This is a genomic window from Pseudomonas sp. DP-17 (genome assembly GCF_022380625.1).
Classification (GTDB): Bacteria; Pseudomonadota; Gammaproteobacteria; order Pseudomonadales; family Pseudomonadaceae; genus Pseudomonas; species Pseudomonas nitroreducens_A.
On record NZ_JAKSXG010000009.1, the window covers coordinates 139525 to 163860 of the forward strand.

The following is a 24336-nucleotide window of genomic DNA, read 5'->3' on the forward strand; positions in this document are numbered from 1 at the left end:
AACCATGCAGAAAATCATTGGCGCCCTGATCATCATCGCCTGCGTGCTCGGCGGCTACGCCATGGCCCACGGCGACATGCGCGCGCTCTGGCAGCCGGCGGAAATGGTCATCATCCTCGGCGCGGGCCTGGGCACCCTGGTCGTCGCCAATCCGCGGGAAGTGCTGCTGGAGATGTGCTCGCAGATCAAGGGCGTGTTCGTCTTCAAGCGCCGTGGCGAGGAGTTCCAGCGCCAGTTGCTGATGCTGCTCTACGAGCTGCTGGAGATGGTCGACGTCGGCGGCCTCAAGGTGCTCGACGCGCACATCGAGGAGCCGGAGCAGAGCGACCTGTTCGCCCGCTACCCGCTGATCCTGCAGGAAAAGAACCTGATGGCGTTCATCGCCGACAACTTCCGCCTGATGGCCATGGGCAAGATCAGCGCCCACGAGCTGGAAGGCTTCCTCGAGCAGGAGCTGGACGCCATGGAGCACGCCCTGCTGCAGCCGTCCAAGTCGCTGCACAAGGTCGGCGAGGCGATGCCCGGTTTCGGCATCCTCGCGGCGATCCTCGGCATCATCATCACCATGGGCAACATCGGCGGCTCGGTGGCGGAAATCGGCGCCCACGTCGCCGCCGCGCTGGTGGGCACCTTCTTCGGCATCTTCGTCTGCTACTGCCTGATGGACCCGCTGTCCAACGCCATGTCGCAGCGCGTGAAGACCGAGCTGTCGGCGCTGGAATGCGTGCGCACCACGCTGGTCGCCCACGTCGCCGGCAAGCCCACGCTGCTGGCGGTGGACGCCGGGCGCAAGCTGATCGAACAGGACGTGAAGCCGGCCTTCAAGCAGCTGGAGACCTGGGTCACCCGCTATGAGGAAGAGCGGGACGCAGCATGAAGAAACGTGCCGACAAGCACAGCGAAGTCATCATCAAGCGCCGCAGCAAGAAGGGGCACGATGACGAGCACGGCGGCGCCTGGAAGGTGGCCTTCGCCGACTTCACCCTGGCGATGATGGCGCTGTTCATGGTGCTGTGGATCGTCCATCCGCAGACCGAGCCGCAGCCCGTGGCGGTGGGCGACCAGGACGCCAACCCGGTGGTGGACGGCGGCGCCGGCGTGTTCGACGGTGCCAGCCGCACGCCCGTCGAGCTGGATGGCATGCCGCAGCCGGTCAAGACCCCGGAAAAGCCCGCGCCGCAGCTGGCGCTCGACTCTGGCAAGCAAGGCAAGGCTGGCGAGCAGGCGCAGGATTCGAGCGTGCAGCAGGACGGCGAGGGCCGCCAGTACGACAGCAACGAGGACCTGCGCGAGCTGGCCGAGCTGATCCGCGAAGTGTCCGGCAAGGTTGACGCGCTGGCCAATATCGAAGTGACAGTGGTGCCGCAAGGCCTGCGCATCCTGATCAAGGACGACCAGCAGCGTTTCATGTTCGCCCGCGGCCAGGCCACCCTCGACCCGCATTTCCAGACCCTGCTGGGTGCGTTGTCCGGCGTGCTGGCGAAGGTGCAGAACAAGCTGATCTTGAGCGGCCACACCGATGCCGTGCAGTACCGTCGACCGGATGGCTACAACAACTGGAACCTCTCCGGCGACCGCGCCCTGCGCGCGCGCAACGTGATGGTCGACAGCGGCCTGCCGGCCGCGCACGTGTTGCAGGTTGCGGCCCAGGCCGACGTCATGCCGCTGCGCCCGGAGGACCCGGAGAACGGCGCCAACCGGCGCATCGAGATTCTCCTGCTGACCCATCGCGCGGAGAGCCTGTACCGGGAAATCTTCGGCGAAAGCTATGCACAGGTGCATTACTCGAAGTCGGGCGCGAAACTCGTCGAGCCGCAGCCGCAGCCGCAGCCGCAGCCGCAGGTGAACACGCCGGCTTCAGCGGCTGCCGAAGCAACCGTTCCCGCCCCGGCGGCCGAGCCGACCTTGAAGCTGTGAGCCGCTCAGCGATTGCGCAACTGGCGCGGGCAGAACACCTGGCGGGTCTCCACGCCGTAGAGGCAGCCGCCCATGGGTTCGAGGGTGATACGGGCGCCGCGTTGGCGGCCGTAGAGCAGGTTGAAGATCAATTCGCTGTCCAGGCCGCTGTCGGCCTGCAGGTTGCTGATGCTGTTCTCTTCCACCTGCAGCTGGTAGCGCCCGCCCAGGTCGTTGCCGACCTGCCCGGAGACCTCGAGGATGTTGGCGTCCTGCTGGATCATCGAGTAGAAGCGCCCCTCGTGGAACATGGTGGTCTGGGCGATCTCCAGCACCTTGCCGTTGCCCAGCAGCACCTGGCCGGAAGCGGCGTAGCGACCGTCGATGGCCGAGGTGCTGTGTGCGTGCTTCCACAGCATGCCCAGCGCCATGGCCAGGCAGACCACCCCGAACAGCGAGATCAACAGGCAGCGGCGGGCCACGCCGGACTGGCGGCCCAGGGTCAGTTCAGGCACTTGCGCAGCTGCTCCTGGGGAATCCGGGCAACCTGGCTTTCGTGGATCAGCAGCCAGTTGGAATTGCCTTCGGGTTGCACGCAGACCAGTTCGTAGAAGCCGGAAGTCATGTGCAGCATGAGGCCGATGGGCCGGCTGGCCAGGTCGGCCAGTTGGTGGGCCAGGGGCCGGGTGCTGTTGATCAGCCGCTGCAGGTCCTGCTCGTTGTCCTCGACGTAGGTGATCTGCAGGGAGCCGACTTTCTGTTCGCTGGTGAGCACCGGACTGCGCACCTGGGTGTAGTAGAAGGCGCCGGAGAGACCCAGCAGGCCGAAAATGCAGAGGCTGGCGGCGGCAGCTTTCAGACGCCGGGGATTCGGCGCTGAAGGCAAGGCGGCGGACGGGGCGGTGTCCGTCGCAATGACTTGCGGCGTGGCATCGGCCACTTCGACATCCGACTCGCTCGCCTGGCTGACCAGGTATTGCGGGTTGAACATGTAGCCGCGGCGCGGCAGCGTCTGGATGATCTGCCGCTGCTTTTCGTCCGCCAGCACCTGGCGCAGCGTATAGATCTGCTGGTTCAGGCTGCCCTGGCCGACGACGCGGTCGGACCACGCGTGGGTCAGCAGCTCGTCGCGCGCGACCACGTCGCCCGGGCTTTGCAGCAGGCGTTCGAGCACGCGGCTGCCGGAGAAACCCAGGTCGATGCGCTCCACCTGGCCGTCACGGTCGAGGTCGAGTTGATAGAGCGCGGGATAGAACTGCGCGACGCAATCGGGACGCCCGGTGCGGAGGGTCAGGCAGGCGATCGGCCGACTGTCCGTTGGCGTGGAAGTGAGTGTGTTCATCTTGCCCTTGCGAGCCGCGCCCTTGACGGTCGCGGGGGAACTCCATCGGTCCATGGAGGCAGAGGCATTATTTTGGCGTCAGAAAAATGTGCGTGCAAGTTCTGAATTTTGCGCACGCGTGCTTGCAATTTTCACACAAGCCTCGAAACCACTGGCGCAGCAGGGCTGCGCCGCGACCCAGGGTCGCAACGCCGTTTGTCAGCGTACCCGCAGACGCAGAACGCCCCGCCGAGGCGGGGCGCATCCGTATCAGGGGCGCGAAGCGGGGGGCGCTTCGCGCGAGCCGGGCTTAGCCCAGCAGGCCCATGATCATGCTGGGCATCTGGCCGGCTTGCTTGAGCATGGAAATGCCGGACTGCATCAGCATGGAGCTCTTGGTCATGTTGGCGGTTTCGCTGGCGAAATCGGCGTCCATGATGCGGCCCTTGGCCATGTCGGTGTTGTCCTTCATGTTGGCCAGGTTGTTGGAGGTGTGGCCCAGGCGGTTGATCGCGGCACCGAAGGCGGCGCGGGTCTTGCCGACCTGGTCCAGGGCGGCGTTCAGACCGGTGATCGCGGCGGCGGCGCCGGCTTTCGGGTCCAGCGCCTGCACGGTGGTGCCCAGGGCGGTGACGGTGGCGGCGATGTCGGTGTCGGTGGCGCTGACGGTCATCACTTCGGCGGAATCGGAGCCGATCTGGAACTTGATGTCGGCTGCCAGCTTGCCGCCGGTGCCGAACAGGCTGTCACCGGCATACTTGGTGTTGGTGACGATGTTGGTCAGCTCTTTGCCCAGCTCGTCGAACTCGGACTTCAGGGCGTCCAGGTCCTTGTCGGAGTTGGTGCCGTTGGCGGACTGGGTGGCCAGGTCCTTCATGCGCTGGAGGATGTCGGTGGCTTCGCTGAAGGCGCCTTCGCCGGTCTGCAGCATGGAGACGGCATCGCTGGTGTTGCGCATGGCCACGTTCATGCCGCGGGTCTGGGCGTTCAGGCGGGTGGCGATCTGCAGGCCGGCGGCGTCGTCGGCGGCGGAGTTGATGCGCAGGCCGGTGCCCAGGCGCTGCTGGGAAGTAGCCAGCTGGCTGTTGGTCTTGCTCAGGCTGGTCTGGGTGATCAGGGAGGAGTAGTTGGTTTGAATCGACAAGGCCATGGTGGACTTCCTGTATGAGCTGAATGAAGCCGGCGTTGTGCCTGCTGAAGGGGTAAGGCGACAGCTCGCGGGAAGCGATTAAGGGCGGATGAAAAAAAGTTGGCGCGGGAATTCCGGCGGGGCCCGCCAGCACCGCGCAGACGGCATCTGCCTACGTCATGTGTCCTTTTACCCAGGATCGGTCATCTATCTTGTTGAGACATATCTGACAGCCCTGACGCCAGGGTGCGGCTAAGCTTCCCGGGTCCACAGGGCTGTGGATAGTTCGCGATCACCGCGCGTGACAAAGCCGACACGCGCCGAACCTGAGAAGGAACCTCATGATCTCCGTCTATCAGTTCAAGTCCCGTTTCCAGAACCTGCTCCGTCCTCTGGTCACCCGCCTGTACGAGCGTGGCGTCACCGCCAACCAGGTGACGCTGGCGGCCTGCGGCCTTTCGCTGCTGGTGGCGCTCACGGTCGCGCTGCTGGCCGGCCACGCCTGGATATTCCTGCTGATCCCCCTGTGGATGTTCCTGCGCATGGCACTCAACGCCATGGACGGCATGCTTGCCCGCGAGTTCGGCCAGCAGTCGAAGCTGGGTGCCTACCTCAACGAACTCACCGACGTGATCGCCGACAGCGCGCTGTACCTGCCGTTCGCCCTGCTGCCGGGTGTGACCCCGGCGCTGGTGGTGCTGGTGGTCCTGCTGGCGGTGATCAGCGAATACGCCGGCGTGCTCGGGGTGATGGTGGGGGCTTCGCGGCGCTACGACGGCCCCATGGGCAAGAGCGACCGCGCGCTGTGCTTCGGCGTCCTCGGCGTGGCCGTGGCGGTCGGGCAATTGCCGCTGGTCTGGTTGAATCCGCTGCTGGTGCTGCTGGCGCTGTTGCTGGTGCTGACTATCGTCAACCGGGTGCGCCAGGGGCTGGCCGAGCAGAAGCAAACAGCCGGCTGAGCCAAGGCCGCCATGTCAGGACGGGGGCCGGACAGTCCCGCAAGCCATCGAACAGAGGAAGTTATGCGCGAGTCTTCAAACCACCACTTCGTTACCCACGACGGCGTCGAGCTGTTCTACCGCCACTGGCCGGCTGCTGCCGGAAGCGACGAGCCGCGCCGCGCGGTGCTGCTGTTCCACCGCGGCCACGAGCATTCCGGGCGCATCGGCCACCTGGCCGACGAACTCGACCTGCCCGGTTTCGACGTCTTCGCCTGGGACGCCCGCGGCCACGGCCAGTCGCCCGGCGCGCGTGGCGACAGCCCGAGTTTCGGCACCAGCGTGCGCGACGTGCAGACCTTCGTCGAGCACATCGCCTCAACCTATGGCATCGCCATCAGCGACATGGCGGTGGTGGCGCAGAGTGTCGGCGCGGTGGTCGCTTCCACCTGGGTGCACGACTACGCCCCGCCGATCCGCAGCCTGGTGCTCGCCTCGCCGGCGTTCAAGGTCAAGCTCTACGTGCCTTTCGCCCGGCCGGGCCTGAAGCTGGCGCGCTGGTGGCGCGGAAACTTCTTCGTCAACAGCTACGTGAAAGCGAAATTCCTTTCCCACGACCCCGAACGCATCGCCTCCTACGACAGCGACCCGCTGATCGCCAAGGCCATCTCGGTGAACGTGCTGCTGGGCCTGTATGAGGCGGCCGACCGCGTGGTGGCCGACGCCCAGGCGATCCAGGTGCCGACGCAACTGCTGATCTCCGGCTCCGACTTCGTGGTGCACCGCAAGCCGCAGCAACGCTTCTTCGACAACCTCGGCACGGCGCGCAAGGAACTGCACGTCCTGCCCGGCTTCTTCCATGACACCCTCGGCGAACTGCATCGCGAGCAGGCGACCGCGCGCGCGCGGCGCTTCACCCTCGAATGCTTTGCCCGCGAGCCGGAGCGGCCGGACCTGCGTGACGCCGACCGCTTCGGCTACACCTGCGCCGAGGCCGAAGCGCTGGCGACGCCGCTGCCGGCCTGGTCGATCCGTGATCTCTACTGGCGTGCCACCCGCGCCAACATGCGCCTCGGGCGGCTGCTTTCGGACGGCATCAACCTCGGCTTCCAGACCGGCTTCGATTCGGGCAGCACCCTGGACTACGTCTACCGCAACCAGCCCGCCGGCGCGGGACCGGTGGGCCGGATGATCGACCGCACCTACCTGGAATCCGCCGGTTGGCGCGGTATCCGCCAGCGCAAGGTGAACATCGAGGAACTGCTGCGCCAGGCCATGGCCAACCTGCGCGAACAGGGCCGCGAGGTGCGCATCCTCGACATCGCCGCCGGCCACGGGCGCTACATCCTCGAAGCGCTGCAGGGCGTCGATCCGCTGCCGGAAAGCGTGCTGCTGCGCGACTACAGCGAGCTGAACGTGCGCGAAGGCTCGGCGCTGATCGAGCGCCTGGGCCTGAAGGAACGTGCGCGCTTTGTGCAGGGCGACGCCTTCGACGGCGCCGATCTCGCCGCCGTGCAACCAAAGCCGACGCTGGCCGTGGTCTCCGGTCTGTATGAGTTGTTCGCCGACAACGCCATGGTCAGCGGCTCGCTGGTCGGCCTGGGCGAGGCGGTGGAGGAGGGCGGCTACCTGATCTACACCGGCCAACCCTGGCACCCGCAGCTGGAGCTGATCGCCCGCGCCCTTACCAGCCACCGCGCCGGGCAGGCCTGGGTGATGCGCCGTCGCACGCAGCTGGAGATGGACCAGTTGGTGGCCGCCGCCGGCTTCCGCAAGCTGGCCCAGCGCATCGACGAGGACGGCATATTTACCGTCTCCCTGGCCCGCCGGGAGGGCAACTGATGGGCTCGATGCCGCCGCGCGACCCCGGAGTCCTGCGGCGCGCGGTGATCTGGCTGCTGTTCCTCGGGCCGTTCTTCTTCCTCAGCTACGGCTTCGCCAACTGGGTGGCGGCACAGCGCGAATCGGTCGGCGTGCTGGTGTTCGACTGGGAGCGCGGCACGCCGCTGTGGCCCTGGACCATCATCCCGTACTGGTCCATCGACCTGCTCTACGGGCTGTCCTTCCTGCTGCCGCGCACGCGGCGCGGGCTGGACTGCCATGCCCTGCGCCTGCTCACCGCGCAGGTTATCGCGGTGGCCTGCTTCCTGCTGTTCCCATTGCGTTTCAGCTTCGAGCGGCCCATGCAGGAAGGCTTCTTCGGCGTGCTGTTCGACCTGCTGATGGGCTTCGACAAACCCTTCAACCAGGCGCCTTCGCTGCACATCGCGCTGTTGGTGATCCTCTGGGTCGCTTATGGCCGTTACCTGCAAGGCGCGTGGCGTTGGTTGCTGCACGGCTGGTTCACGCTGATCGGTGTCTCGGTGCTGACCACCTGGCAGCATCACTTCATCGACGTGCCGACCGGTGCGCTGCTGGGCTTCTTCTGCGTCTGGCTGTGGCCGCGGGAGGTTCGCTCGCCGCTGCAGGCGTGGCGCCTCAGCAATGATCCGCAGCGGCGTCGGCTGGCGGGGCTCTACACCTGTGGTGCGCTGTCGTGCCTGGTGTTGGCGCTGGCGGGCGGCGGCCTGTGGCTCTGGTTGTGCTGGCCTGCGGTATCCCTGGCGCTGGTTGCGCTCTGCTACCTGGGCATCGGCACGGTGGGTTTCCAGAAACGCCTGGACGGACGCCATTCGGTGGCGGTCTCCTGGCTGCTGGCGCCCTATTGGCTGGGCGCGTGGCTCAACGCGCGCTGGTGGACACGCCACCACCCGCAGCCCGACGAGGTGCTGCCGGGTCTCTGGCTTGGGCGCCTGCCCGACTGGCATCAACCCCGGCACTTGCCCAGCCTGGCGATCCTCGACCTGTGCGCCGAGCTGCCCTGTACCGCGCTGACGCGCCGCTACGAGTGCCTGCCGCTGCTCGATCTGGTAGCGCCGAGTGTCGAGCAGTGCCGCCAGGGCGCGGAGCTGATCCAGCAACTGCACGCCGAAGGGCCGCTGCTGGTTTGCTGTGCGCTGGGCTATTCGCGCAGCGCCACGCTGGTGGCGGCATGGCTGATGATTTCCGGCCGCGCGAACACGGTGGAAGAGGCCTTGGCGCAGGTTCGCCGGGCGCGCCCGCAGGTGGTGCTCAAGGCCGACCAACTGGCGGTGCTGGCGCAGATCGCCGGCCAGCCGAGCCTGCCGCAGGAGGTGAGCCATGTCGGTTGATCCGGGCCTGATCCTGGTGGCCAGCCTGCTGCGCCGTGGCAGCAGTCTCAATGGCCTTTCCTCCGCGCTCACGGTGCTGGCGCTGGCGCTGGGTTTCTACGGCGTGCTGATGGCCAGCGCCACCCTGGCGTTCAGCCTGAGCATGGCATTGCTGGTGCTGCTCGGGCTGGTGCAGAAATTCTATGCCATGCGCGTGGCGCTGGACGCCGACCTGTTCGAAGCCATGGCCAATGCCGGCGACGCGCTGCCGGAAAAGACCCGGCAGCTGGACGAAGCGCTGGCCACCTACGCCGGTGTGGCCGCCGACAAGGCCGGCCGCCCCTGGAGCGAGCGCAGCCGTGGCGCCCTGGCGCTGCTGCGCCGGCAAGTACTGCTCTGTGCCGCGCAATGGCTGATCGCGCTGCTGTGCCTGATCACCCTGACCTTCCAATCCTGAGGAACGCACCCGCAATGCTGGAACGACTCTTCGCCTATGCCATCATCGCCGGCGCCCGTGCGGTGACCGGCCTGCGCAGCCTGTGGATCGGCACCACGCCGATTCCGGCGCAGCGCATCTACTACGCCAACCACAGCAGCCATGGCGATTTCGTCCTGCTCTGGGCCTCGCTGCCACCGGAGCTGCGTTCTCGCACGCGGCCGGTCGCCGGGATGGACTACTGGGGCAAGGGCGGGCTGCGTGGCTTCATCATCAACCGCGTATTCCACGGCGTGCTGATCGACCGCACGCGCGGCGCCGAGGGCGGCAACCCACTGGAGCCGGTGGAGCGTGCGCTGGCCGAAGGCGATTCGCTGATCCTGTTCCCCGAAGGCACCCGCAACCTCGACGAGGAAGTTCGCCTGCTGCCGTTCAAGAGCGGCATCTACCACCTGTCCAGGGCGCACCCGCAGGTGGAGCTGGTGCCGGTTTGGCTGGACAACCTCAACCGCGTGATGCCCAAGGGCCGCGCGCTGCCATTGCCGCTGCTGTGCACCCTGAGCTTCGGCGCGCCGTTGGCGGTAGAGGAAGGCGAGGCCAAGGAAGCCTTCCTCGAACGCGCCCGCGAGGCCTTGCTGAAACTCGCCGCGCCGGAGGGTCGCTGAAATGAACCAGACCTGGCTGCTCTTCGGTGGCATCGGCGCCATCCTTGTCCTCGCTTCCCTGGTCGGCGCGGTGCTGCGCTGGAAGGCCCCGCCCGGGCCGCACGCGGTGATCGACAACCTCAACGCGCGGATCAACGCCTGGTGGGTCATGGTCGCAGTGATCGGCTGTGCCTTCGCTCTCGGCTATTGGGCGGTGATCCTGCTGTTCTACGGGGTGTCCTTCTACGCCCTGCGCGAATTCCTCACCCTGATGCCGACGCGCCGCAGCGACTATCCGGCGCTGGTGGCGGCGTTCTACTTCGTGCTGCCGATGCAGTACCTGCTGATCGGCATCGGCTGGTACGGGCTGTTCTCCATCTTCATCCCGGTCTACGTGTTCCTCCTGCTGCCGATCCTCGCCTCGCTGGGTGGCGACTCCAAGCACTTCCTCGAGCGCGCCTCGAAGGTGCAGTGGGCCCTGATGCTGGCGGTATTCTGCATCTCCTACGTGCCGGCGCTGCTGACCCTGGAGATCGCCGGCTACGAGGGACGCAACCTGCTGCTGATCGCCTTCCTGGTCATAGTCGTGCAGCTGTCCGACGTGCTGCAGTACGTCTGCGGCAAGCTGGTGGGCAAGCGCAAGATCGCGCCGAACCTGTCGCCATCCAAGACACTGGAAGGCTTCGTCGGCGGCGTGACGCTGGCCACCCTGATCGGCGGCGCGTTGTGGTGGATCACACCCTTCAGCTTCTGGCAGGCCCTGCTGATCGCGCTGATGATCAACATCCTCGGCTTCTTCGGCGGCTTGGTGATGTCGGCGATCAAGCGTGACCGCGGGGTGAAGGATTGGGGCCACATGATCGAAGGCCACGGCGGCATGCTCGACCGGCTGGACTCGGTGTGCTTCGCCGCGCCGGTGTTCTTCCACTTCGTCCGCTACTGGTGGACCTGACTCCCGTCGGAAATCCCCCAGGCGCTCCGGGGTAACCGCTCCGGAGCGCCGGTTCGCGGCTACGCTTGCTCTATTCCCTTGGAAGTGTCGTATGGCAATGGAGTGTTTGGGCGTCGGCAATCGAATCTTTTGGGGCCATGAAGCGATGAACACTCTTTTGGCACGACTCACGGTCGGGGCTGCATCTTGAGCGCCCCGGCGAGCGGTTTTCCCTTTACCTGCCTGGTCACCGCCATCGGCTCGTATTCCGCCGAATCGGTGATCGCTTCGCTGCGCGAGCATTGGGGTGCGCGGGTCGTCGGGACCAATACCCAGCCGTGGGACTGGTGTACCACTTCCGCGCTGCTGGATGCCTTCCACCAGGTGCCGCCGGCGCGCGGCGTCGAGGCTTACATCGGGCGGCTGCTGGAGGTCTGCGAGGCCGAGCGGGTGACCCATGTGTTGCCGCTGATCGACCCGGAGGTCGATGCCTTTGCGCGGCATCATGAAACCTTCGCCGAGCGTGGCATCACGCTGTGCATGCAGCCGCTGGAGACCATCCGCGTCGCCCGCGACAAATGGCTGGTGCACCAGGCTTTCCAGGATGATCCACTGATCCGCACCATCCCCACCTGGCGCCTGGAAGACCTGCCCGTGCCGGGGCTGGGCCTGCCGCTGATTGCCAAGCCGCGCGACGGCCGCAATTGCGAAGGGCTGATGCAGGTGCGCGACGAGGATTTCCTGCACTACGTGCGCAAGCGCTTCTCTGGTCGCGACTACATCGTGCAGCCGCTGCTGCCGGGCGATGTCTGTGTGGTCGACGTGGTGCGCCAGCAGAGCACTGGCGACTGGGCAGCGATGGCTCGCCAGGAGTTGGTGCGAACCCCCACCGGAGCGGGGCTGACCGTGCGCATGCTGGCCGACCCGCATTTGGTCGCGATGGCCGGTCGGGTAGCCGAGGTGCTCGGTGTCAACGGTTGCATCAACATGGAATTCCTGGTGCAGGACGGCGAGGCGCTGCTCATGGACGTCAATCCGCGCTTCTCCGGCGGGATCGCCTTCAGCCACCTGTCGGGCTACGACATGGTCGCCAACCACCTGCGCTGCTTCCGCGAGGCGTCGCTGGATGCTCCGCTGCTGCCGGCACCGAGCATCCATGCGCGGCGGCTGGTGGAGGTGACGACTCACAGCGGACTGCCGGCGAGCGTAGGAGCGGACTCTGTCCGCGATGCCCCGACGCCGCTGCAGCGCTGAGCCGGAATTACCTTGCGGGAGTGGCGGTCGCCCTCTGTTGGCTCGAAGCCCGCCGCGCGGGCGATCGCGGACGGAGTCCGCTCCTGCGTGGATGGACAGGCTGGCGCCGGCCTGTAGGAGCGCGCCATGCGCACAAGCGCGGGCATGGCCCGTTCCTGCGCGACGCAGTGGGCATCAGAAGATGCTGCTCACCTCGCCTGACGCCGTCACCTTCGCCTCGATGATCTTCTGGCTGCGCAGATTCTTCACGCGGATCACCTCGTCCTGCTTGCCGTTGGCCATTGCCTCGCCGACGGCGCTGGCCTGGATGCCGTCCTGGCTGGCGACGATCTTCACCTGCTGCCCGCGGCGCACCAGCATTGCGCCATCAAGCAGCGCCGGGGTCAGCGGCTGGTCGGCGCGGATGCGGCGGCGGGCGGTCTTGCCCGTCACTTCGGCGATATCGGTGAAGTAACCCCGCGAGCTCTTGCCGAGCTCCACCGGCGCGAGCTTGAGCTGCGCCGCGTCCAGCGTCTGGCCGCGCTCGATCTCGCCGCTGGCGACCACGGTCGGCAGGGACACCGTGGGTTGGCTGGTGAAGCTCACCGGCCAGCCGGGTTGCCCCGCGCAGGAAGCTTCGAAACGGCGCCGTGCGGTAACCGCGGCGGGAGTTTCCAGCGAGCGCAACTGCGGGCCGCCTGGGCAGGCGGCGAGCTTGCCCAGGCTGTTGGGCAGGTTGTTGTCAACGGTGAACGTCATGCCTTTCCACCCGGCCTTGCGCGCGGCTTCTTTCAGCTCGGAGGCGACCTGCTGCTGCGCGGCGGCGTCGAGTTGCGCACGTGCATCCTTGGCTTGCGCCAGGGTGGGAAGCAGCAGGAGGAAGCAGGCGGAAAGGGTTTTTCCGCATCCTGCGGCGTAGCGTGTCGAAAGCGGAAAAGCCGCGTTGCACACGCTAGTCGTTCCTGCGCGTAAAGCCTTGTAGATCAAAGACATGAAGCGGCCTTCAGGGGTCGGCATGCTTTGTGCTCTGTCGCCTCGCACGCCGAAAAGTGAGAGTGGGTTGCGGAAATGAGTATACGGTTTGACGAGACCCTGGGTATCCACGAGAGAGCCCTCTCGCTGCACATGCAGCGCAGCGAAATCCTCGCCTCCAACCTGGCCAACGAAGACACCCCCGGCTTCAAGGCGCGGGACATCGACTTTGCCGCCGAGATGCAGCGCCAGGACACCTCCAGCGTCCTGTTGGCCAGCACCAGCGCCGCGCGCCCGGACCTGAAGTACCGCATCCCCAACCAGCCTTCCCAGGACGGCAACAGCGTGGAGCTGGCCACCGAGCAGGCGGAGTTCTCGCGCAACGCGATGGATTTCCAGACCAGCCTCACCTTCCTGACCCTGAAGTTCCGCGGCCTCAAGCAGGCCATCGAAGGACGCTGACGCCATGGCATTCGATTCCATCTACCGCATCGCCGGCTCGTCGATGAACGCGCAGACCGTGCGCCTGAATACCGTGGCCAGCAACCTGGCCAACGCCGATTCCGCCGCCAACAGCCCGGACGCCGTGTACCAGGCGCGCAAGCCGATGTTCGCCGCCGTCTACGAGAACGACCAGCTCACCCGCGGCGCCGGCATGGGCGGCGCCCACGTGCAGGTGCTCGACGTGGTGACCTCCGGCCGTTCGCCGCAGCGCCGCTACGAGCCGGGCAGCCCGCTGGCCGATGCCACCGGCTACGTCTACTACCCCGACGTCAACGAGATCGAGGAGATGACCGACATGATGTCCGCCACCCGCAGCTTCGAGACCGGCGTGGAAGTGCTCAATCGTGTGAAAAGCATGCAGTCCAGCCTGCTGAAACTGGGAGACGCCTGATGAGCACGGTGAACAACGACACCAACGGCACGAGCACCAACGGCACCGCTTCGGATGCGCCCCGGCAGGCGGTCAACCTGGGCGAGCTGACCGACATGGAGAACAGCTTCATCACCCTGCTGGTCGCCCAGGTGCAATACCAGGACCCGACCAAGCCGGTGGACAGCACCGAGTTCATCAACCAGTACTCGGCCATGGCGCAGGTCAAGAGCATGCAGAACATGACCACCCTGCAGCAGAACAACCTGGTGCTGATGGACAACCTGCAGACCCTCACGGCCGCAGGCCTGGTCGGCCAGGAAGTGAAGGTCAGCGCCGACAGCCTGCAACTGGACGGCGACAAGGTCGGCGGGCAGATCACCCTGGAGCACGCTTCGGCCACCACCGTGCTGCAGCTCACCGACGCCAACGGCGTGCGCACCGACATCGCCCTCGGCCCGCAGGAGGCCGGCGCCGTGCCCTTCACCGTGGACCCGCAGGCGCTGGGCCTCAAGCCCGGCAAGTACAGCCTGGCGGTGAAGACCGAGAGCGGCGAGACGCCGGGCGTCGAGGTTTCCGGCCGGGTGCTCAACGTCCGCGTCAGCGCCGACGGCCCGGTGCTGGAAGTCGAAGGCGCAGGTTCGGTGCCCTTCTACAAGATCGTCGAATTCAGTCAGGGCCAGGCCGCCTGAGCGCCTGTTCCCCCCTCCTAGGATGAGCTAACGCCATGAGCTTCAACATCGCCCTGACCGGCCTGAACGCCGTCACCCAGCAGCTGGACACCATCAGCAACAACATCGCCAACTCCGGCACAGTGGGCTTCAAGTCCTCGCGCACCGAGTTCGGCAGCGTCTACGCCGACAGCAAGGGCATGGGCGTGGAAGTCGCCGGCACCACCCAGAGCATCAGCCAGGGCGGTTCGCTGGTGTCGACCAACCGCGCCCTGGACCTGGCCATTTCCGGCGGCGGCTTCTTCGTGGTCAAGAGCGGCAACGGCGACACCCAGTACACCCGCGCCGGCGTGTTCGGCCAGGACAAGAGCAACTACCTGATCAACGCCACCGGGCAGCGCCTGCAGGGCTACCCGACCGACGCCGCCGGCAACCTGCTGGTGGGCACCGTTTCCGACCTGCAGGTGAAGACCGCCAACCTGCCGGCCAAGGCCACCGACAAGCTGGAGTTCGTCGCCAACCTCGATTCCAACGAAAAGGTGCCGACCGTCTCGCCGTTCGACCCGCAGAAGGTGGAGACCTACAACTCCACCTACACCAGCAAGATCTACGACTCCCAGGGCAAGGAACACACCCTGACCCAGTACTTCGTGCTGACCGGCACCAACACCTGGGATGCGCACTACGCGGTGGACGGCAACGCCGTCGGCGCCACCCAGTCGCTGACCTTCGCCCCGGACGGCTCGCTGTCCGCGCCGATCGCCTCGGTGCCGGTGAACTTCACGCTGCCGGGCGTCGACCCGATGAACATCGCCCTGGACTACACCGGCACCAGCCAGTACGGCTCGGACTTCGTCGTCACCACCAACCGCACCACCGGCTACGCCGCCGGCGAGCAGACCGGCATCGCGGTGGAGAACGACGGCAAGGTCTACGTCAACTACAGCAACGGCCAGCGCATGCTGCAGGGCCAGGTCGCCCTGGCGAACTTCATCAACAGCGGTGGCCTGCAGAACCAGAGCGGCACCGCCTGGACCGAGACCTCCGCGTCCGGCGCCCCGCTGATCGGCGTGCCCGGCATCGGCCAGTTCGGCTCGCTCTCGGCCGGCAACCTGGAGGGCTCCAACGTCGACATCACCCAGCAGCTGGTGGGCCTCATGGAAGGCCAGCGCAACTACCAGGCGAACACCAAGGTGATGACCACCGACAAGGAACTCACCCAGGTCCTGTTCTCGGCCATCTAAGGACTCGTCATGGATCGCCTCGGCTACACCGCAATGACCGCCGCCAGCCGCAGCATGGCGGCGCTGGACGTGCGCGCGAACAACCTCGCCAACGTCAACACCCCCGGCTTTCGCGCCGACCTGGAGCACGCCACCGCCGTGGACGTGAGCGGCGCCGGCTATGACAGCCGCCACCTTGCGCGCATCGAAGGCAGCGGCGTGGACATGAGCGCGGGCACCCTGATGGCCACCGGGCGCGACCTCGACGTCGCCATCCAGGGCCAGGGCCTGCTCGCCGTGCAGAGCGGCAACGGCGAGGCGTACACGCGCCAGGGCAACCTGGAGATCGACGCCGACCGCCAGCTGATGATCAACGGCCGCGCCGTGCTCGGCGAAGGCGGCCCGATCACCCTGCCCGAGTACGACGCCATCGCCATCGGCAGTGACGGCACCCTCTCGGTCATGCCGCGCGGCGATTTCATGATGACCGACGTCGACCGCCTCAAGTTGGTCGACGCCCCGGCGGCGTCGCTGGTGAAGAACGCCCAGGGCCTGCTGGTGAGCAAGGACGGCCAGAACGTCGCCGCCAGCGAGGACGTGCGCCTGGTCTCCGGACACCTGGAGCAGAGCAACGTCTCGGCCATCGACCAGCTGGTGGGCACCATGAGCCTGAACCGGCGGTTCGAGGCCCAGGTGAAGATGATGAAGGCCGCCTCGGATCTCGCCGAGGCCGGCGACCGCATGATCCGTGGCGGCTAACGCGCGGCGCGCAGACAGGAGCACAACATGAGTTCGGCACTTTGGGTCAGCAAGACCGGCCTGGCAGCCCAGGACACGGCGATGTCCACCGTGGCCAACAACCTGGCCAACGTCAATACCGTCGGCTTCAAGAGCGACCGCGCGGTGTTCGAGGACCTCTTCTACCAGGTCGAGCTGCAACCCGGCGCCCAGGCTGACCAGGTCAACACCGTGCCCTCGGGCATCCAGCTGGGCAGCGGCGTGCGCGTCGTCGGCACGCAGAAGGTGTTCACCGAAGGCAGCATGCAGACCACCGGCCAGCCCATGGACCTGGCCATCGTCGGCAGCGGCTTCTTCCAGGTCGAGGCGCCCAACGGCGACACCTACTACACCGAGAACGGCCAACTGCAGCTCAACAACGAGGGCATCGTGGTCAACGCCCAGGGCCTGCCGCTGACGCCGAACATCGAGGTGCCGGCCGGCGCCAGCCGCTTCACCGTCGGCAGCGACGGCATCGTCACCGCCGTGCTGCCGGGCGAGACGCTGCCCACGGAGCTCGGCCAGATCACCCTGGTCAGCTTCACCAATCCGGCGGGCCTGGAAGCCCTGGGCGGCAACCTCTACAAGGAAACCGCCGCCAGCGGAGAGCCGCAGGAAGGCACGCCGGGCGAGGAAGGCCTGGGCACACTCAAGCAGGGCGTACTGGAAGGCTCCAACGTGCAGGTGGTCGAAGCCATGGTGAACATGATCGCCATCCAGCGCGCCTACGAAGCCAACGCCAAGGTGCTCGACGCCGCGTCGGGCATGCAGCAGTTCCTCAACCAGACGGTCTGACGATGACGCGCCTTGCCCTGCTGCTCGCCCTGGCGCTGCTCGCCGGTTGCCAGAGCTTCGAGGAGATGCTGCCGGACGAGGACTCCTCGACCTTCCAGCCGCCGGAGCTGGACTACAGCCAGCCGCCGACCACCAGCGGCGGCCTGTTCCGTTCCGGCTACGGCGGTTCGCTGCTGCGCGACAAGCGCGCCATCGGCGTCGGCGACATCGTCACCGTGGTGCTCAGCGAGTCGACCCAGTCGAGCAAGAGCGCGGGCACCAGCTTCGGCAAGCAGTCCAGCCTGGACGTGCCGGTGCCGACCATCCTGACCAAGGAATACGGCGGCCTGGAAAGCTCCGCCACGGCCAACCGCGACTTCGACGGCTCGGCGAAGAGCTCGCAGCAGAACACTCTCACCGGCTCCATCGCCGTGACCGTGCACAAGGTGCTGCCCGGCGGCGTGCTGCTGGTCAAGGGCGAGAAATCCCTGCGCCTGAACCAGGGCGACGAGTTCATCCGTCTTACCGGGCTGGTGCGCATCGACGACATCAACCGCTCCAACCAGGTGTCCTCGCAGAACGTCGCCAACGCGAAGATTTCCTACGCCGGGCGTGGCGTGCTCAACGACAGCAATTCGGCCGGCTGGCTGACGCGCTTCTTCACCCACCCGTTGTTCCCGATGTAAGCAGGCGAGCACTCCATGCGTAGAACACTCATGTGTAGAACCCTTGGGCGCCTGCTGGCGGCCTTCTGCCTGTTCTGGCAGGCCGAGGCGCTGGCCATCCCCTTGCTGGACCTCGTGGACATCGAAGGCGTGCGCGAGAACCAGCTGATCGGCTACGGCCTGGTGGTCGGCCTGGATGGCACCGGCGACAAGAACCAGGTGAAGTTCACCAACCAGTCGGTGGCCAACATGCTCAAGCAGTTCGGCGTGAACCTGCCGCCCAACGTCGACCCGAAACTGAAGAACGTCGCCGCCGTGAGCGTCACCGCCAGCGTGCCGCCGTCCTACAGCGCCGGGCAGACCATCGACGTCACCGTGTCCTCGCTGGGCGACGCCAAGAGCCTGCGCGGCGGCCTGCTGCTGATGACGCCGTTGCAGGGCGTGGATGGCGAGGTGTATGCGCTGGCCCAGGGCAATCTCGTGGTCGGTGGCCTGCACGCCCAGGGCCAGAGCGGCTCCAGCGTGTCGATCAACAGCGCCAACAGCGGCCTGATCCCCAACGGCGCGACCATCGAACGGATGATTCCCAGCGATTTCACCCAGCGCCCGGACGTGATGCTCAACGTGCGCAAGCCGAGCTTCCAGACCGCCACCCAGGTGATGAACGCGGTGAACGAACGCTTCGGTTCCGGCACCGCCACCGCGCTGGACGGCACCAGGGTGTCGGTGCGCGCGCCGGTCAGCACGGCCCAGCGCACCAGCTTCATGGCCCTGCTCGAAGGCATGGAGGTGCAGGAAGGCCGCACCCGGCCCAAGGTGGTGTTCAACAGCCGCACCGGCACCGTGGTGGTGGGGCAGGGCGTGCGCGTCAAGGCGGCCGCCGTGGCCCACGGCACGCTCACGGTGACCATCAGCGAGAACCCCCAGGTCAGCCAGCCCGGCGCGTTCTCCAACGGCACCACGGCAGTTACCCCGCAGTCGGACGTCTCGGTCAGCCAGGACAAGAAACCGATGTTCAAGTGGCCCGAGGGCACCAGCCTGGAAAGCATCATCAACACGGTGAACAGCCTGGGCGCTACGCCGGACGATGTGATGAGCATCCTCCAGGCGCTGGAGCAGGCCGGCGCGCTGAATGCGGAGCTGGTGGTGATCTGATGAGCATCACATCCCTTAACCGTCCCATCGTGCCGGCAGGACAGCCGGGCGAGTCTCCCGAGCAGGTTCGTCGCGAGCAATTGCAGGCGGCTTCCGAGCAGTTCGAGGCGATGTTCCTGCAGCAGATCCTCAAGCAGATGCGCAGGGCCGGCGACGTGCTCTCCGCCGGCAGCCCGCTGCGCAGCCGAGACCTCGATACGATGCGCGACTTCTACGACGAAGCGCTGGCCGAGCACCTGGCTTCGCGCAAGCAGACCGGCATCGCCGACCTGCTGGTGCGCCAGCTCTCGGCTGAGCCTGCCGATACGTCGCAACCTGTAGCGCTCGCCGAAGCTGGCGAGGCGCTACGTCGCCCTTCGGTGTCCAGCCGCAACCCGCTGGTGGACACCTGGCAGCGCGGTGTCGATCGCCTCGCCCACGCCTGGCAGCAAGGCAGTGCGGGCTTCCGCACCCTGGTGGACAGCGTGATCGGCCAGGAGTCCGGCGGTGATGCCTCCGCCGTCTCGCCCAAGGGCGCGCGCGGCCTGATGCAGCTGATGCCCGACACCGCCCGCGAAGTCGCCGGCGAGCTCGGCCTGCCCTACGACGAGCAGCGCCTGACCAGCGACCCGGCCTACAACAAGGCGCTGGGCAGCGCCTACCTGGGCAGGATGCTCGACCGCTACGACGGCCAGCACGTGCTCGCCCTGGCTGCGTACAACGCCGGGCCCGGCAAGGTGGACGAGTGGCTGAAGAACAACGGCGACCCACGCAGCGGACAGATCGGCATGGCCGACTGGGTGCGCAGCATCCCCTACGACGAAACCCGCGACTACACCCTCGGCGTGCTGCGCCGCGTGCGCGAGGCCCAGGCGCCGTCGCGCCTTCCCGGCAGCGGGCTGTCGCCGGAGAGCGGCCTCAAATACGCACCGCAGGAAGGATTTAAGCGCCACGGTGATTGCGTCGCCTATCAGGGACAACAGCCCGAATTTGTTTCCCGACCGGCCTCGGCGGCCTTTGCCCAGCCGATCCGCCTCGAGTCGAAGGAGAATGCCTCTTGAGTATGTTGAGCCAGATCGGCTACAGCGGCCTGCGCGCCGCGCAGATCGCCCTGGCCACCTCCGGCCAGAACGTCGCCAACGCCAACACCCCCGGTTTCAGCCGGCTGAGCCCGGTGCTCGCCTCGCTGGCCGGCGAGGGCGGGCTGAACGTCGGGGGCGGCGTGACGGTGACCAGCATCCGCCGGATGGCCAACGACTTCCAGAACCAGCAGCTGTGGCGCGCCACCACCGAGCAGAGCTACTACGACAGCGGCCAGCAGTATCTTTCCGCGCTGGAAGGCCTGATGGGCGGCGAAGGCTCGAGCATCAGCGTCGGCCTGGACAACTTCTTCGCCGCGCTCAGCGAGGCCACGGCCACCCCCGGCTCCGTCGCCCTGCGCCAGCAGATCGTCAACGAGACCCGGAACCTCGCCCAGCGCTTCAACGGCCTGTCCGGCAACATCGACAGCCAGCTGCGCGCCCTGCAGGAGCAGCGCGGCGCCATGGTCGGCGAGATCAACGGCCTGACCGCCAACCTCGCCGCGCTGAACAAGCAGATCGTCGAGGTCGGTTCGTCCGGCGGCGACACCACCGCGCTGCGCGACCACCGCGAAAGCCTGGTGCAGGACCTCTCCAAGTACGCTTCCATTCGCGTCAACGAAGTAGCCGATGGCTCGCTGACCGTTTCCCTCGCCAACGGGCAGCCGCTGGTGGCCGGGAACTCCGCCGGGCAACTGGCGATCAGCCGCACCGCCAGCGGCGAGCAGGAAATCGCCCTGACCTTCGCCGGCACCAGCTTCCCGCTTTCCCAGGACGGCATGGGGGGCTCCCTTGGCGCGCTGTTCGACACCGAGTACGACACCCTGCGGCCGAACCAGACCGCCCTGCACGAGATGGCCGGGCAGTTCGCCCAGCTGGTCAACGACACCCTCGCCAATGGCTTCGATCTCAACGGCAACCCCGGCCAGGCGCTGCTCGGCTACAACGCCGGCAGTACCACGGCCATGCTCAGCGTGAACGGCCTGAAGCCCGAGGAGCTGGCGCTGTCGGATACCGCTGGCGAGAGCGGCAATAACAGGAACCTGCTCGAGCTGCTCGAACTCAAGGGCCAGACCATCACCGTCGGCGGCAGCCAGGTGACGCTCAACGATGCCTTCGCCGGTCTGCTCGGCAAGGTGGCCAGCGCCAGCCGGCAGAACCAGGCCGACCAGAAGACCGCCACCACCGTGGCCACCCAGGCGCAGGCCCAGCGCGACAGCGTCAGCGCGGTGAGCCTGGATGAAGAGGCGGTCAACCTGATCACCTACCAGCAGGCCTACCAGGCCAACATGAAAGTCATCAGCACCGCCAAGGAGCTGTTCGACTCGATGCTCGCGGCCTTCTGAGGGCCCTGGCTAAGGAAAGCACCATGCGCATTACCAACGCACAGATCACCGCGCTGATGAGCGGCTCGATGAACAGCAACTCGGCGGCGCTGGGCAAGCTGATGCAGCAGATGTCCACCGGCAAGCGCATCCTCCAGCCCTCCGATGACCCCATCGCCAGCGTGCGCATGCTGCGCATCCAGCGCGAGGAAGCGAGCCTGGCGCAGTACCGCACCAACATCAGCAACGTCTCGGGCAATCTTTCCACCCAGGAAGCCAACCTGCAGGCCACCTCGGACTCCATGCTCAACGTGCGCGACCTGCTGCTCTGGGCGGCCAACGGCTCGAATACGCCCAAGGACCTCAACGCCATGGCCGGCGAGCTGGAGAGTATCGAGAAGACCATCGTCAGCTTCGTCAACGTGCGTGACGAGGAAGGCCGCTACCTGTTCGCCGGCACCCTGAGCGACACTGCGGCGGTGACCTACGAACCGCTGACCGACACCTACGTCGCCACCGGCAACGACAAATCACGCCAGGCTGCCGTGGCCAACGGCGTGCAGGTGGAAGAGAACGTCACCGCGCTGGGGATGTTCGGCAGCAACCTGGACTTCCTCAACCTGCTCCATGCCACGGTGAAGCTGCTCAAGGACCCGGCGCTGGATACCACCGACCCGGCGGTGCAGGCGCAGATCGCCGCGACCATCGACGGCCTCGACAGCGCCCACGACGGCGTGCTCGGCGCCATCACCGAGCTGGGTGGCCGGCAGAACACCCTGAGCATGCTCAACTCGAGCAATGAGGAGGTGTCGCTGGTGAACCAGAAGATCAACGGCGAGCTGTCGCAGCTGGACTATGCCGGCGCGAGCATCGACCTGAACACTTACCAGCTGGCGCTGCAGGCCACGCAGAAGACCTACCTGAAGCTCAACGACCTGTCGCTGTTCAGCCGGCTGTAAGTTCTTTCGTAGGGGCTCCGCACGGAGGTCTGGACGCCAATCGGCGGAACGCCCCTACTTTTTATCCCGCTTCCGCCCGGCCCCCGCGCCGGGCTGAGGCACATCGGTGCAGAGGTCACCATGAAGGTCATCAAGCAACTGCCGGCCGCTGCCGTCTTCGATCCCAGCGCCCGCCGCGACGTCATCCTGCCCTCCACGGGGGAGCGGCAGAACGCCCTGCGCAAAGGTGAGGAAAAAGGCGAAAACGCCGCACAGATGGCGCGCGGCGCGCAGAAGAGCGGCAGCTTCAACCTGCAGCTCAACCAGCAGTTGTCCTCCATGCAATCGGCCGACAGCTACCTGGGCGACCTGCAGGACCGCCTCGGCGGCCTCAAGCTCAACCTCAGCCGCGAACTCAGCGCGCCGCAGTCCCAGGACCGCGAAGGCGTGCGCCAGGCCACCCGGCAGGTCAACGAGCTGCTGGAGCAGCGCGCCCAGCGTTCGGACGGCAGCCTCGATGCCAACTTCCGCCTGCGCCTCAACGAGCCGGTGCGCAGCCGCTTCAGCCTGGAAGGCCTGGAGTCGGTGCAGGATATCCAGCGTTCGGGCAAGGAAACCCTGCTGTTCAGCGCCGGCCGACAGCTCGCCGAACCGGCTGCGGTGGTGCTGGACGATGGCATGAGCACCGAGCAGGTGCTGCGCCGCTTCAACGCCACGCTGGGCCAGGCCGGCATCCGCGCCGAACTCGATAGCGACGGTACGTTGAAGTTCTCCGCGCCCGAGGCCGACTGGCAGCAGCTCAAAGGCCAACTTGCGGTGCAGGGCGAGGGCAAGCTGTTCGCCAAGGGCAAGAACACCCGGCTGAAAAGCCAGGAAGAAGGGCTGCTGGCGTTCCCCACCGAGATCAGGTCCGATGCTTTTCGCGAGCAGCGCCAGTTGCTCGATTCGGTGGTCTCGGCACTGGATCGCATCGGCGGCCTGCGTGACCAGTTGCGTCACCGCCAGGACGACATCCGCGACTTCCTCGACCGCCATGCCAGCGAAGATGAGCGCGAGTGGGCGCACACCTTCGCTGCCTCGATGCTCGATCGAATGGGGCGCAGTGCCACGCATTACAGCGCAGCGGCGCAGACGGTGGTGGCGCAGGCCAATCTCAGCCGCTTTGCCGTGGTCAGCCTGCTGGCCTGAAGCGTCGGCGACCTTTCGTAGGGCGCATAACGCGCCAGCGTTATCCGCCGTGCGGGTTGTGGCGGATAACCTGTCCCAGGTTATCCGCCCTGCGTTCAGGATGTGCTGGTGCAAGGGCTGTTCGCGAACCGCACGGCACCTGCTTCAAGACAATAAAAAGGCGGAGCCCAGCTCCGCCTTTTTCATTTCATATCCAGCGATCACGCCAGCTTCAGCAGGCCCATGCCCAGCACCAGCATCGCCAGGCCGACCCAGCCGCGCCAGACCAGGCGCTGGCCGAACAGGGCCCAGCCCATCGCGACGGTGGCGAGGATGCCGAAGCCGCCCCAGATGGCGTAGGCCACCGACAGTTCGATGCCGCGCACCGCCTGCGCCAGCGCGGTGAACGCGCCCAGTACGCAGAGGATCGAAGCGGCCCCGATCAGGCGCTTGCGGAAGCCGTCGGAATACTTGAGCAGCAGGTTGGCGATGACTTCTAGGACGATGGCCAGGCCGAGCCAGGCCATCGGAATCAGGTCATGGTTCAGCATGTCGCGGCCTCCCCATTGAGTTCGCGACACTCTTCACGCTGGCCGGTACGGGTGCCGGATTTCACCAGCAGGATGCCGGCGATCATCACGGCCAGGCCCAGGGCCTTGTCCAGGCTCAGGTGCTCGCCGAGGAAGAAGGCGCTGACCAGGGTGATCAGCACGATGCCGATGCCTTCCCACAGGGCGTAGGCCACGCCGACCGGCACGCGCTTGATGGCCAGCGACAGGAAGTAGTACGACAGGCCGATCATCACGTACATCAGCAGCAGCCCGGCGACCGGGAACAGCGTGTGCGTGAATTTCATCGAGGTGGTGCCAACGACTTCGAAGCCGATGGCAGCTAGCAGATAGATCCAGGAACGCATGGTAAAGCCCTCCCACGGGCAGCCGCGCGCAGTCTCGCTAAGAGCATCCTTGCGGCGGTTTCGGTTCGGGTTCGGTGGCGCCGACTCGGGCGGCAATCACTGTTGAGTGTTGGCCGCGCTTGG

At 66.7% G+C, this 24336-nt stretch carries 27 protein-coding genes; 21 read left to right on the plus strand and 6 right to left on the minus strand.

The window, feature by feature from the left end; all coding sequences use genetic code 11:
* The first annotated feature begins 4 nt into the window (after positions 1-4).
* Positions 5-877 (plus strand): flagellar motor stator protein MotA, encoded by an 873-nt coding sequence (gene motA / locus MJ122_RS15120; RefSeq protein ID WP_017521297.1) that lies wholly within the window; start codon positions 5-7, stop codon positions 875-877.
* Entirely contained in the window at positions 874-1917 is a 1044-nt protein-coding gene (locus tag MJ122_RS15125) for an OmpA family protein (protein ID WP_239744698.1), read from the plus strand. The genes motA and MJ122_RS15125 overlap by 4 nt, the downstream gene beginning before the upstream one ends.
* 5 nt (positions 1918-1922) lie before the next feature.
* On the opposite strand, the gene MJ122_RS15130 is transcribed toward MJ122_RS15125, so the two are convergent.
* The 3 genes from MJ122_RS15130 to lafA all read right to left on the minus strand — a co-directional run bounded on the left by MJ122_RS15130 (position 1923) and on the right by lafA (position 4367).
* A complete protein-coding gene (locus MJ122_RS15130) occupies positions 1923-2411 on the minus strand; it encodes a hypothetical protein (RefSeq protein ID WP_239744699.1) in 489 nt (162 codons plus the stop codon).
* Entirely contained in the window at positions 2399-3238 is an 840-nt protein-coding gene (locus MJ122_RS15135) for a winged helix-turn-helix domain-containing protein (protein ID WP_239744700.1), read from the minus strand. The genes MJ122_RS15130 and MJ122_RS15135 overlap by 13 nt, the downstream gene beginning before the upstream one ends.
* Before the next feature lie 289 nt (positions 3239-3527).
* Positions 3528-4367: a lateral flagellin LafA gene (gene lafA, locus MJ122_RS15140; protein ID WP_017521301.1), complete on the minus strand. Its 840-nt coding sequence runs from the start codon at positions 4365-4367 to the stop codon at positions 3528-3530.
* A 320-nt stretch (positions 4368-4687) separates the two neighbouring features.
* On the opposite strand from lafA, the gene MJ122_RS15145 reads away from it, so the two are divergent.
* The 7 genes from MJ122_RS15145 to MJ122_RS15175 all read left to right on the plus strand — a co-directional run bounded on the left by MJ122_RS15145 (position 4688) and on the right by MJ122_RS15175 (position 11719).
* Positions 4688-5305, plus strand: coding sequence for a CDP-alcohol phosphatidyltransferase family protein (locus MJ122_RS15145; RefSeq protein ID WP_239744701.1), 618 nt, complete (start codon positions 4688-4690; stop codon positions 5303-5305).
* A gap of 63 nt (positions 5306-5368) precedes the next feature.
* The gene (locus MJ122_RS15150; RefSeq protein ID WP_239744702.1) at positions 5369-7126 is read left to right on the plus strand and encodes a bifunctional alpha/beta hydrolase/class I SAM-dependent methyltransferase; all 1758 of its coding nucleotides are present in this window, start codon (positions 5369-5371) and stop codon (positions 7124-7126) included.
* An 8-nt stretch (positions 7127-7134) separates the two neighbouring features.
* On the plus strand, positions 7135-8475 hold the full coding sequence (locus MJ122_RS15155) for a phosphatase PAP2/dual specificity phosphatase family protein (protein WP_239744861.1): 1341 nt from the start codon (positions 7135-7137) through the stop codon (positions 8473-8475).
* Positions 8465-8911 carry a hypothetical protein gene (locus MJ122_RS15160; protein ID WP_088415830.1) on the plus strand — a complete coding sequence of 149 codons (447 nt, stop codon included), beginning with the start codon at positions 8465-8467 and terminating at the stop codon, positions 8909-8911. The genes MJ122_RS15155 and MJ122_RS15160 overlap by 11 nt, the downstream gene beginning before the upstream one ends.
* 14 nt (positions 8912-8925) lie before the next feature.
* A complete protein-coding gene (locus MJ122_RS15165) occupies positions 8926-9555 on the plus strand; it encodes a lysophospholipid acyltransferase family protein (protein WP_239744703.1) in 630 nt (209 codons plus the stop codon).
* Between the two features lies 1 nt (position 9556).
* The gene (locus MJ122_RS15170; RefSeq protein WP_017521307.1) at positions 9557-10486 is read left to right on the plus strand and encodes a phosphatidate cytidylyltransferase; all 930 of its coding nucleotides are present in this window, start codon (positions 9557-9559) and stop codon (positions 10484-10486) included.
* 186 nt (positions 10487-10672) lie between these two features.
* Positions 10673-11719 (plus strand): ATP-grasp domain-containing protein, encoded by a 1047-nt coding sequence (locus MJ122_RS15175; RefSeq protein ID WP_239744704.1) that lies wholly within the window; start codon positions 10673-10675, stop codon positions 11717-11719.
* A 174-nt stretch (positions 11720-11893) separates the two neighbouring features.
* Here MJ122_RS15175 and flgA read toward each other — a convergent pair whose 3' ends face one another.
* Positions 11894-12457, minus strand: a complete 564-nt coding sequence (gene flgA / locus MJ122_RS15180; RefSeq protein WP_275590705.1) for a flagellar basal body P-ring formation chaperone FlgA — start codon at positions 12455-12457, stop codon at positions 11894-11896.
* A 309-nt stretch (positions 12458-12766) separates the two neighbouring features.
* Between flgA and flgB the strand changes: the two genes are divergently transcribed.
* The 12 genes from flgB to MJ122_RS15240 all read left to right on the plus strand — a co-directional run bounded on the left by flgB (position 12767) and on the right by MJ122_RS15240 (position 23318).
* Positions 12767-13132 carry a flagellar basal body rod protein FlgB gene (gene flgB / locus MJ122_RS15185; protein WP_026079297.1) on the plus strand — a complete coding sequence of 122 codons (366 nt, stop codon included), beginning with the start codon at positions 12767-12769 and terminating at the stop codon, positions 13130-13132.
* Between the two features lie 4 nt (positions 13133-13136).
* A complete protein-coding gene (flgC, locus tag MJ122_RS15190) occupies positions 13137-13565 on the plus strand; it encodes a flagellar basal body rod protein FlgC (RefSeq protein ID WP_081518767.1) in 429 nt (142 codons plus the stop codon).
* Positions 13565-14236 carry a flagellar hook capping FlgD N-terminal domain-containing protein gene (locus tag MJ122_RS15195; protein ID WP_088415834.1) on the plus strand — a complete coding sequence of 224 codons (672 nt, stop codon included), beginning with the start codon at positions 13565-13567 and terminating at the stop codon, positions 14234-14236. Before flgC ends, MJ122_RS15195 begins: the two co-directional genes overlap by 1 nt.
* 35 nt (positions 14237-14271) lie before the next feature.
* A complete protein-coding gene (flgE, locus tag MJ122_RS15200; RefSeq protein WP_239744705.1) occupies positions 14272-15459 on the plus strand; it encodes a flagellar hook protein FlgE in 1188 nt (395 codons plus the stop codon).
* 9 nt (positions 15460-15468) lie between these two features.
* A complete protein-coding gene (locus tag MJ122_RS15205; RefSeq protein WP_239744706.1) occupies positions 15469-16197 on the plus strand; it encodes a flagellar basal body rod protein FlgF in 729 nt (242 codons plus the stop codon).
* Positions 16198-16224: 27 nt separating this feature from the next.
* The gene (gene flgG, locus MJ122_RS15210) at positions 16225-17010 is read left to right on the plus strand and encodes a flagellar basal-body rod protein FlgG (protein ID WP_088415837.1); all 786 of its coding nucleotides are present in this window, start codon (positions 16225-16227) and stop codon (positions 17008-17010) included.
* 2 nt (positions 17011-17012) lie between these two features.
* Positions 17013-17675 carry a flagellar basal body L-ring protein FlgH gene (gene flgH, locus MJ122_RS15215; protein WP_239744707.1) on the plus strand — a complete coding sequence of 221 codons (663 nt, stop codon included), beginning with the start codon at positions 17013-17015 and terminating at the stop codon, positions 17673-17675.
* Positions 17676-17705: 30 nt separating this feature from the next.
* Positions 17706-18809 (plus strand): flagellar basal body P-ring protein FlgI, encoded by a 1104-nt coding sequence (locus MJ122_RS15220; RefSeq protein WP_275590706.1) that lies wholly within the window; start codon positions 17706-17708, stop codon positions 18807-18809.
* Positions 18809-19849, plus strand: coding sequence for a transglycosylase SLT domain-containing protein (locus MJ122_RS15225; RefSeq protein WP_239744709.1), 1041 nt, complete (start codon positions 18809-18811; stop codon positions 19847-19849). The genes MJ122_RS15220 and MJ122_RS15225 overlap by 1 nt, the downstream gene beginning before the upstream one ends.
* Positions 19846-21213 carry a flagellar hook-associated protein FlgK gene (flgK, locus tag MJ122_RS15230; RefSeq protein WP_239744710.1) on the plus strand — a complete coding sequence of 456 codons (1368 nt, stop codon included), beginning with the start codon at positions 19846-19848 and terminating at the stop codon, positions 21211-21213. The genes MJ122_RS15225 and flgK overlap by 4 nt, the downstream gene beginning before the upstream one ends.
* Positions 21214-21236: 23 nt before the next feature.
* The gene (flgL, locus tag MJ122_RS15235) at positions 21237-22151 is read left to right on the plus strand and encodes a flagellar hook-associated protein FlgL (protein ID WP_239744711.1); all 915 of its coding nucleotides are present in this window, start codon (positions 21237-21239) and stop codon (positions 22149-22151) included.
* 120 nt (positions 22152-22271) lie between these two features.
* A complete protein-coding gene (locus MJ122_RS15240; RefSeq protein WP_088415842.1) occupies positions 22272-23318 on the plus strand; it encodes a hypothetical protein in 1047 nt (348 codons plus the stop codon).
* A 200-nt stretch (positions 23319-23518) separates the two neighbouring features.
* Here MJ122_RS15240 and mdtI read toward each other — a convergent pair whose 3' ends face one another.
* Positions 23519-23848 carry a multidrug/spermidine efflux SMR transporter subunit MdtI gene (gene mdtI, locus MJ122_RS15245; RefSeq protein ID WP_024766311.1) on the minus strand — a complete coding sequence of 110 codons (330 nt, stop codon included), beginning with the start codon at positions 23846-23848 and terminating at the stop codon, positions 23519-23521.
* Positions 23842-24213 (minus strand): multidrug efflux SMR transporter, encoded by a 372-nt coding sequence (locus tag MJ122_RS15250; RefSeq protein ID WP_239744712.1) that lies wholly within the window; start codon positions 24211-24213, stop codon positions 23842-23844. The genes mdtI and MJ122_RS15250 overlap by 7 nt, the downstream gene beginning before the upstream one ends.
* Positions 24214-24336 lie beyond the last annotated feature (123 nt).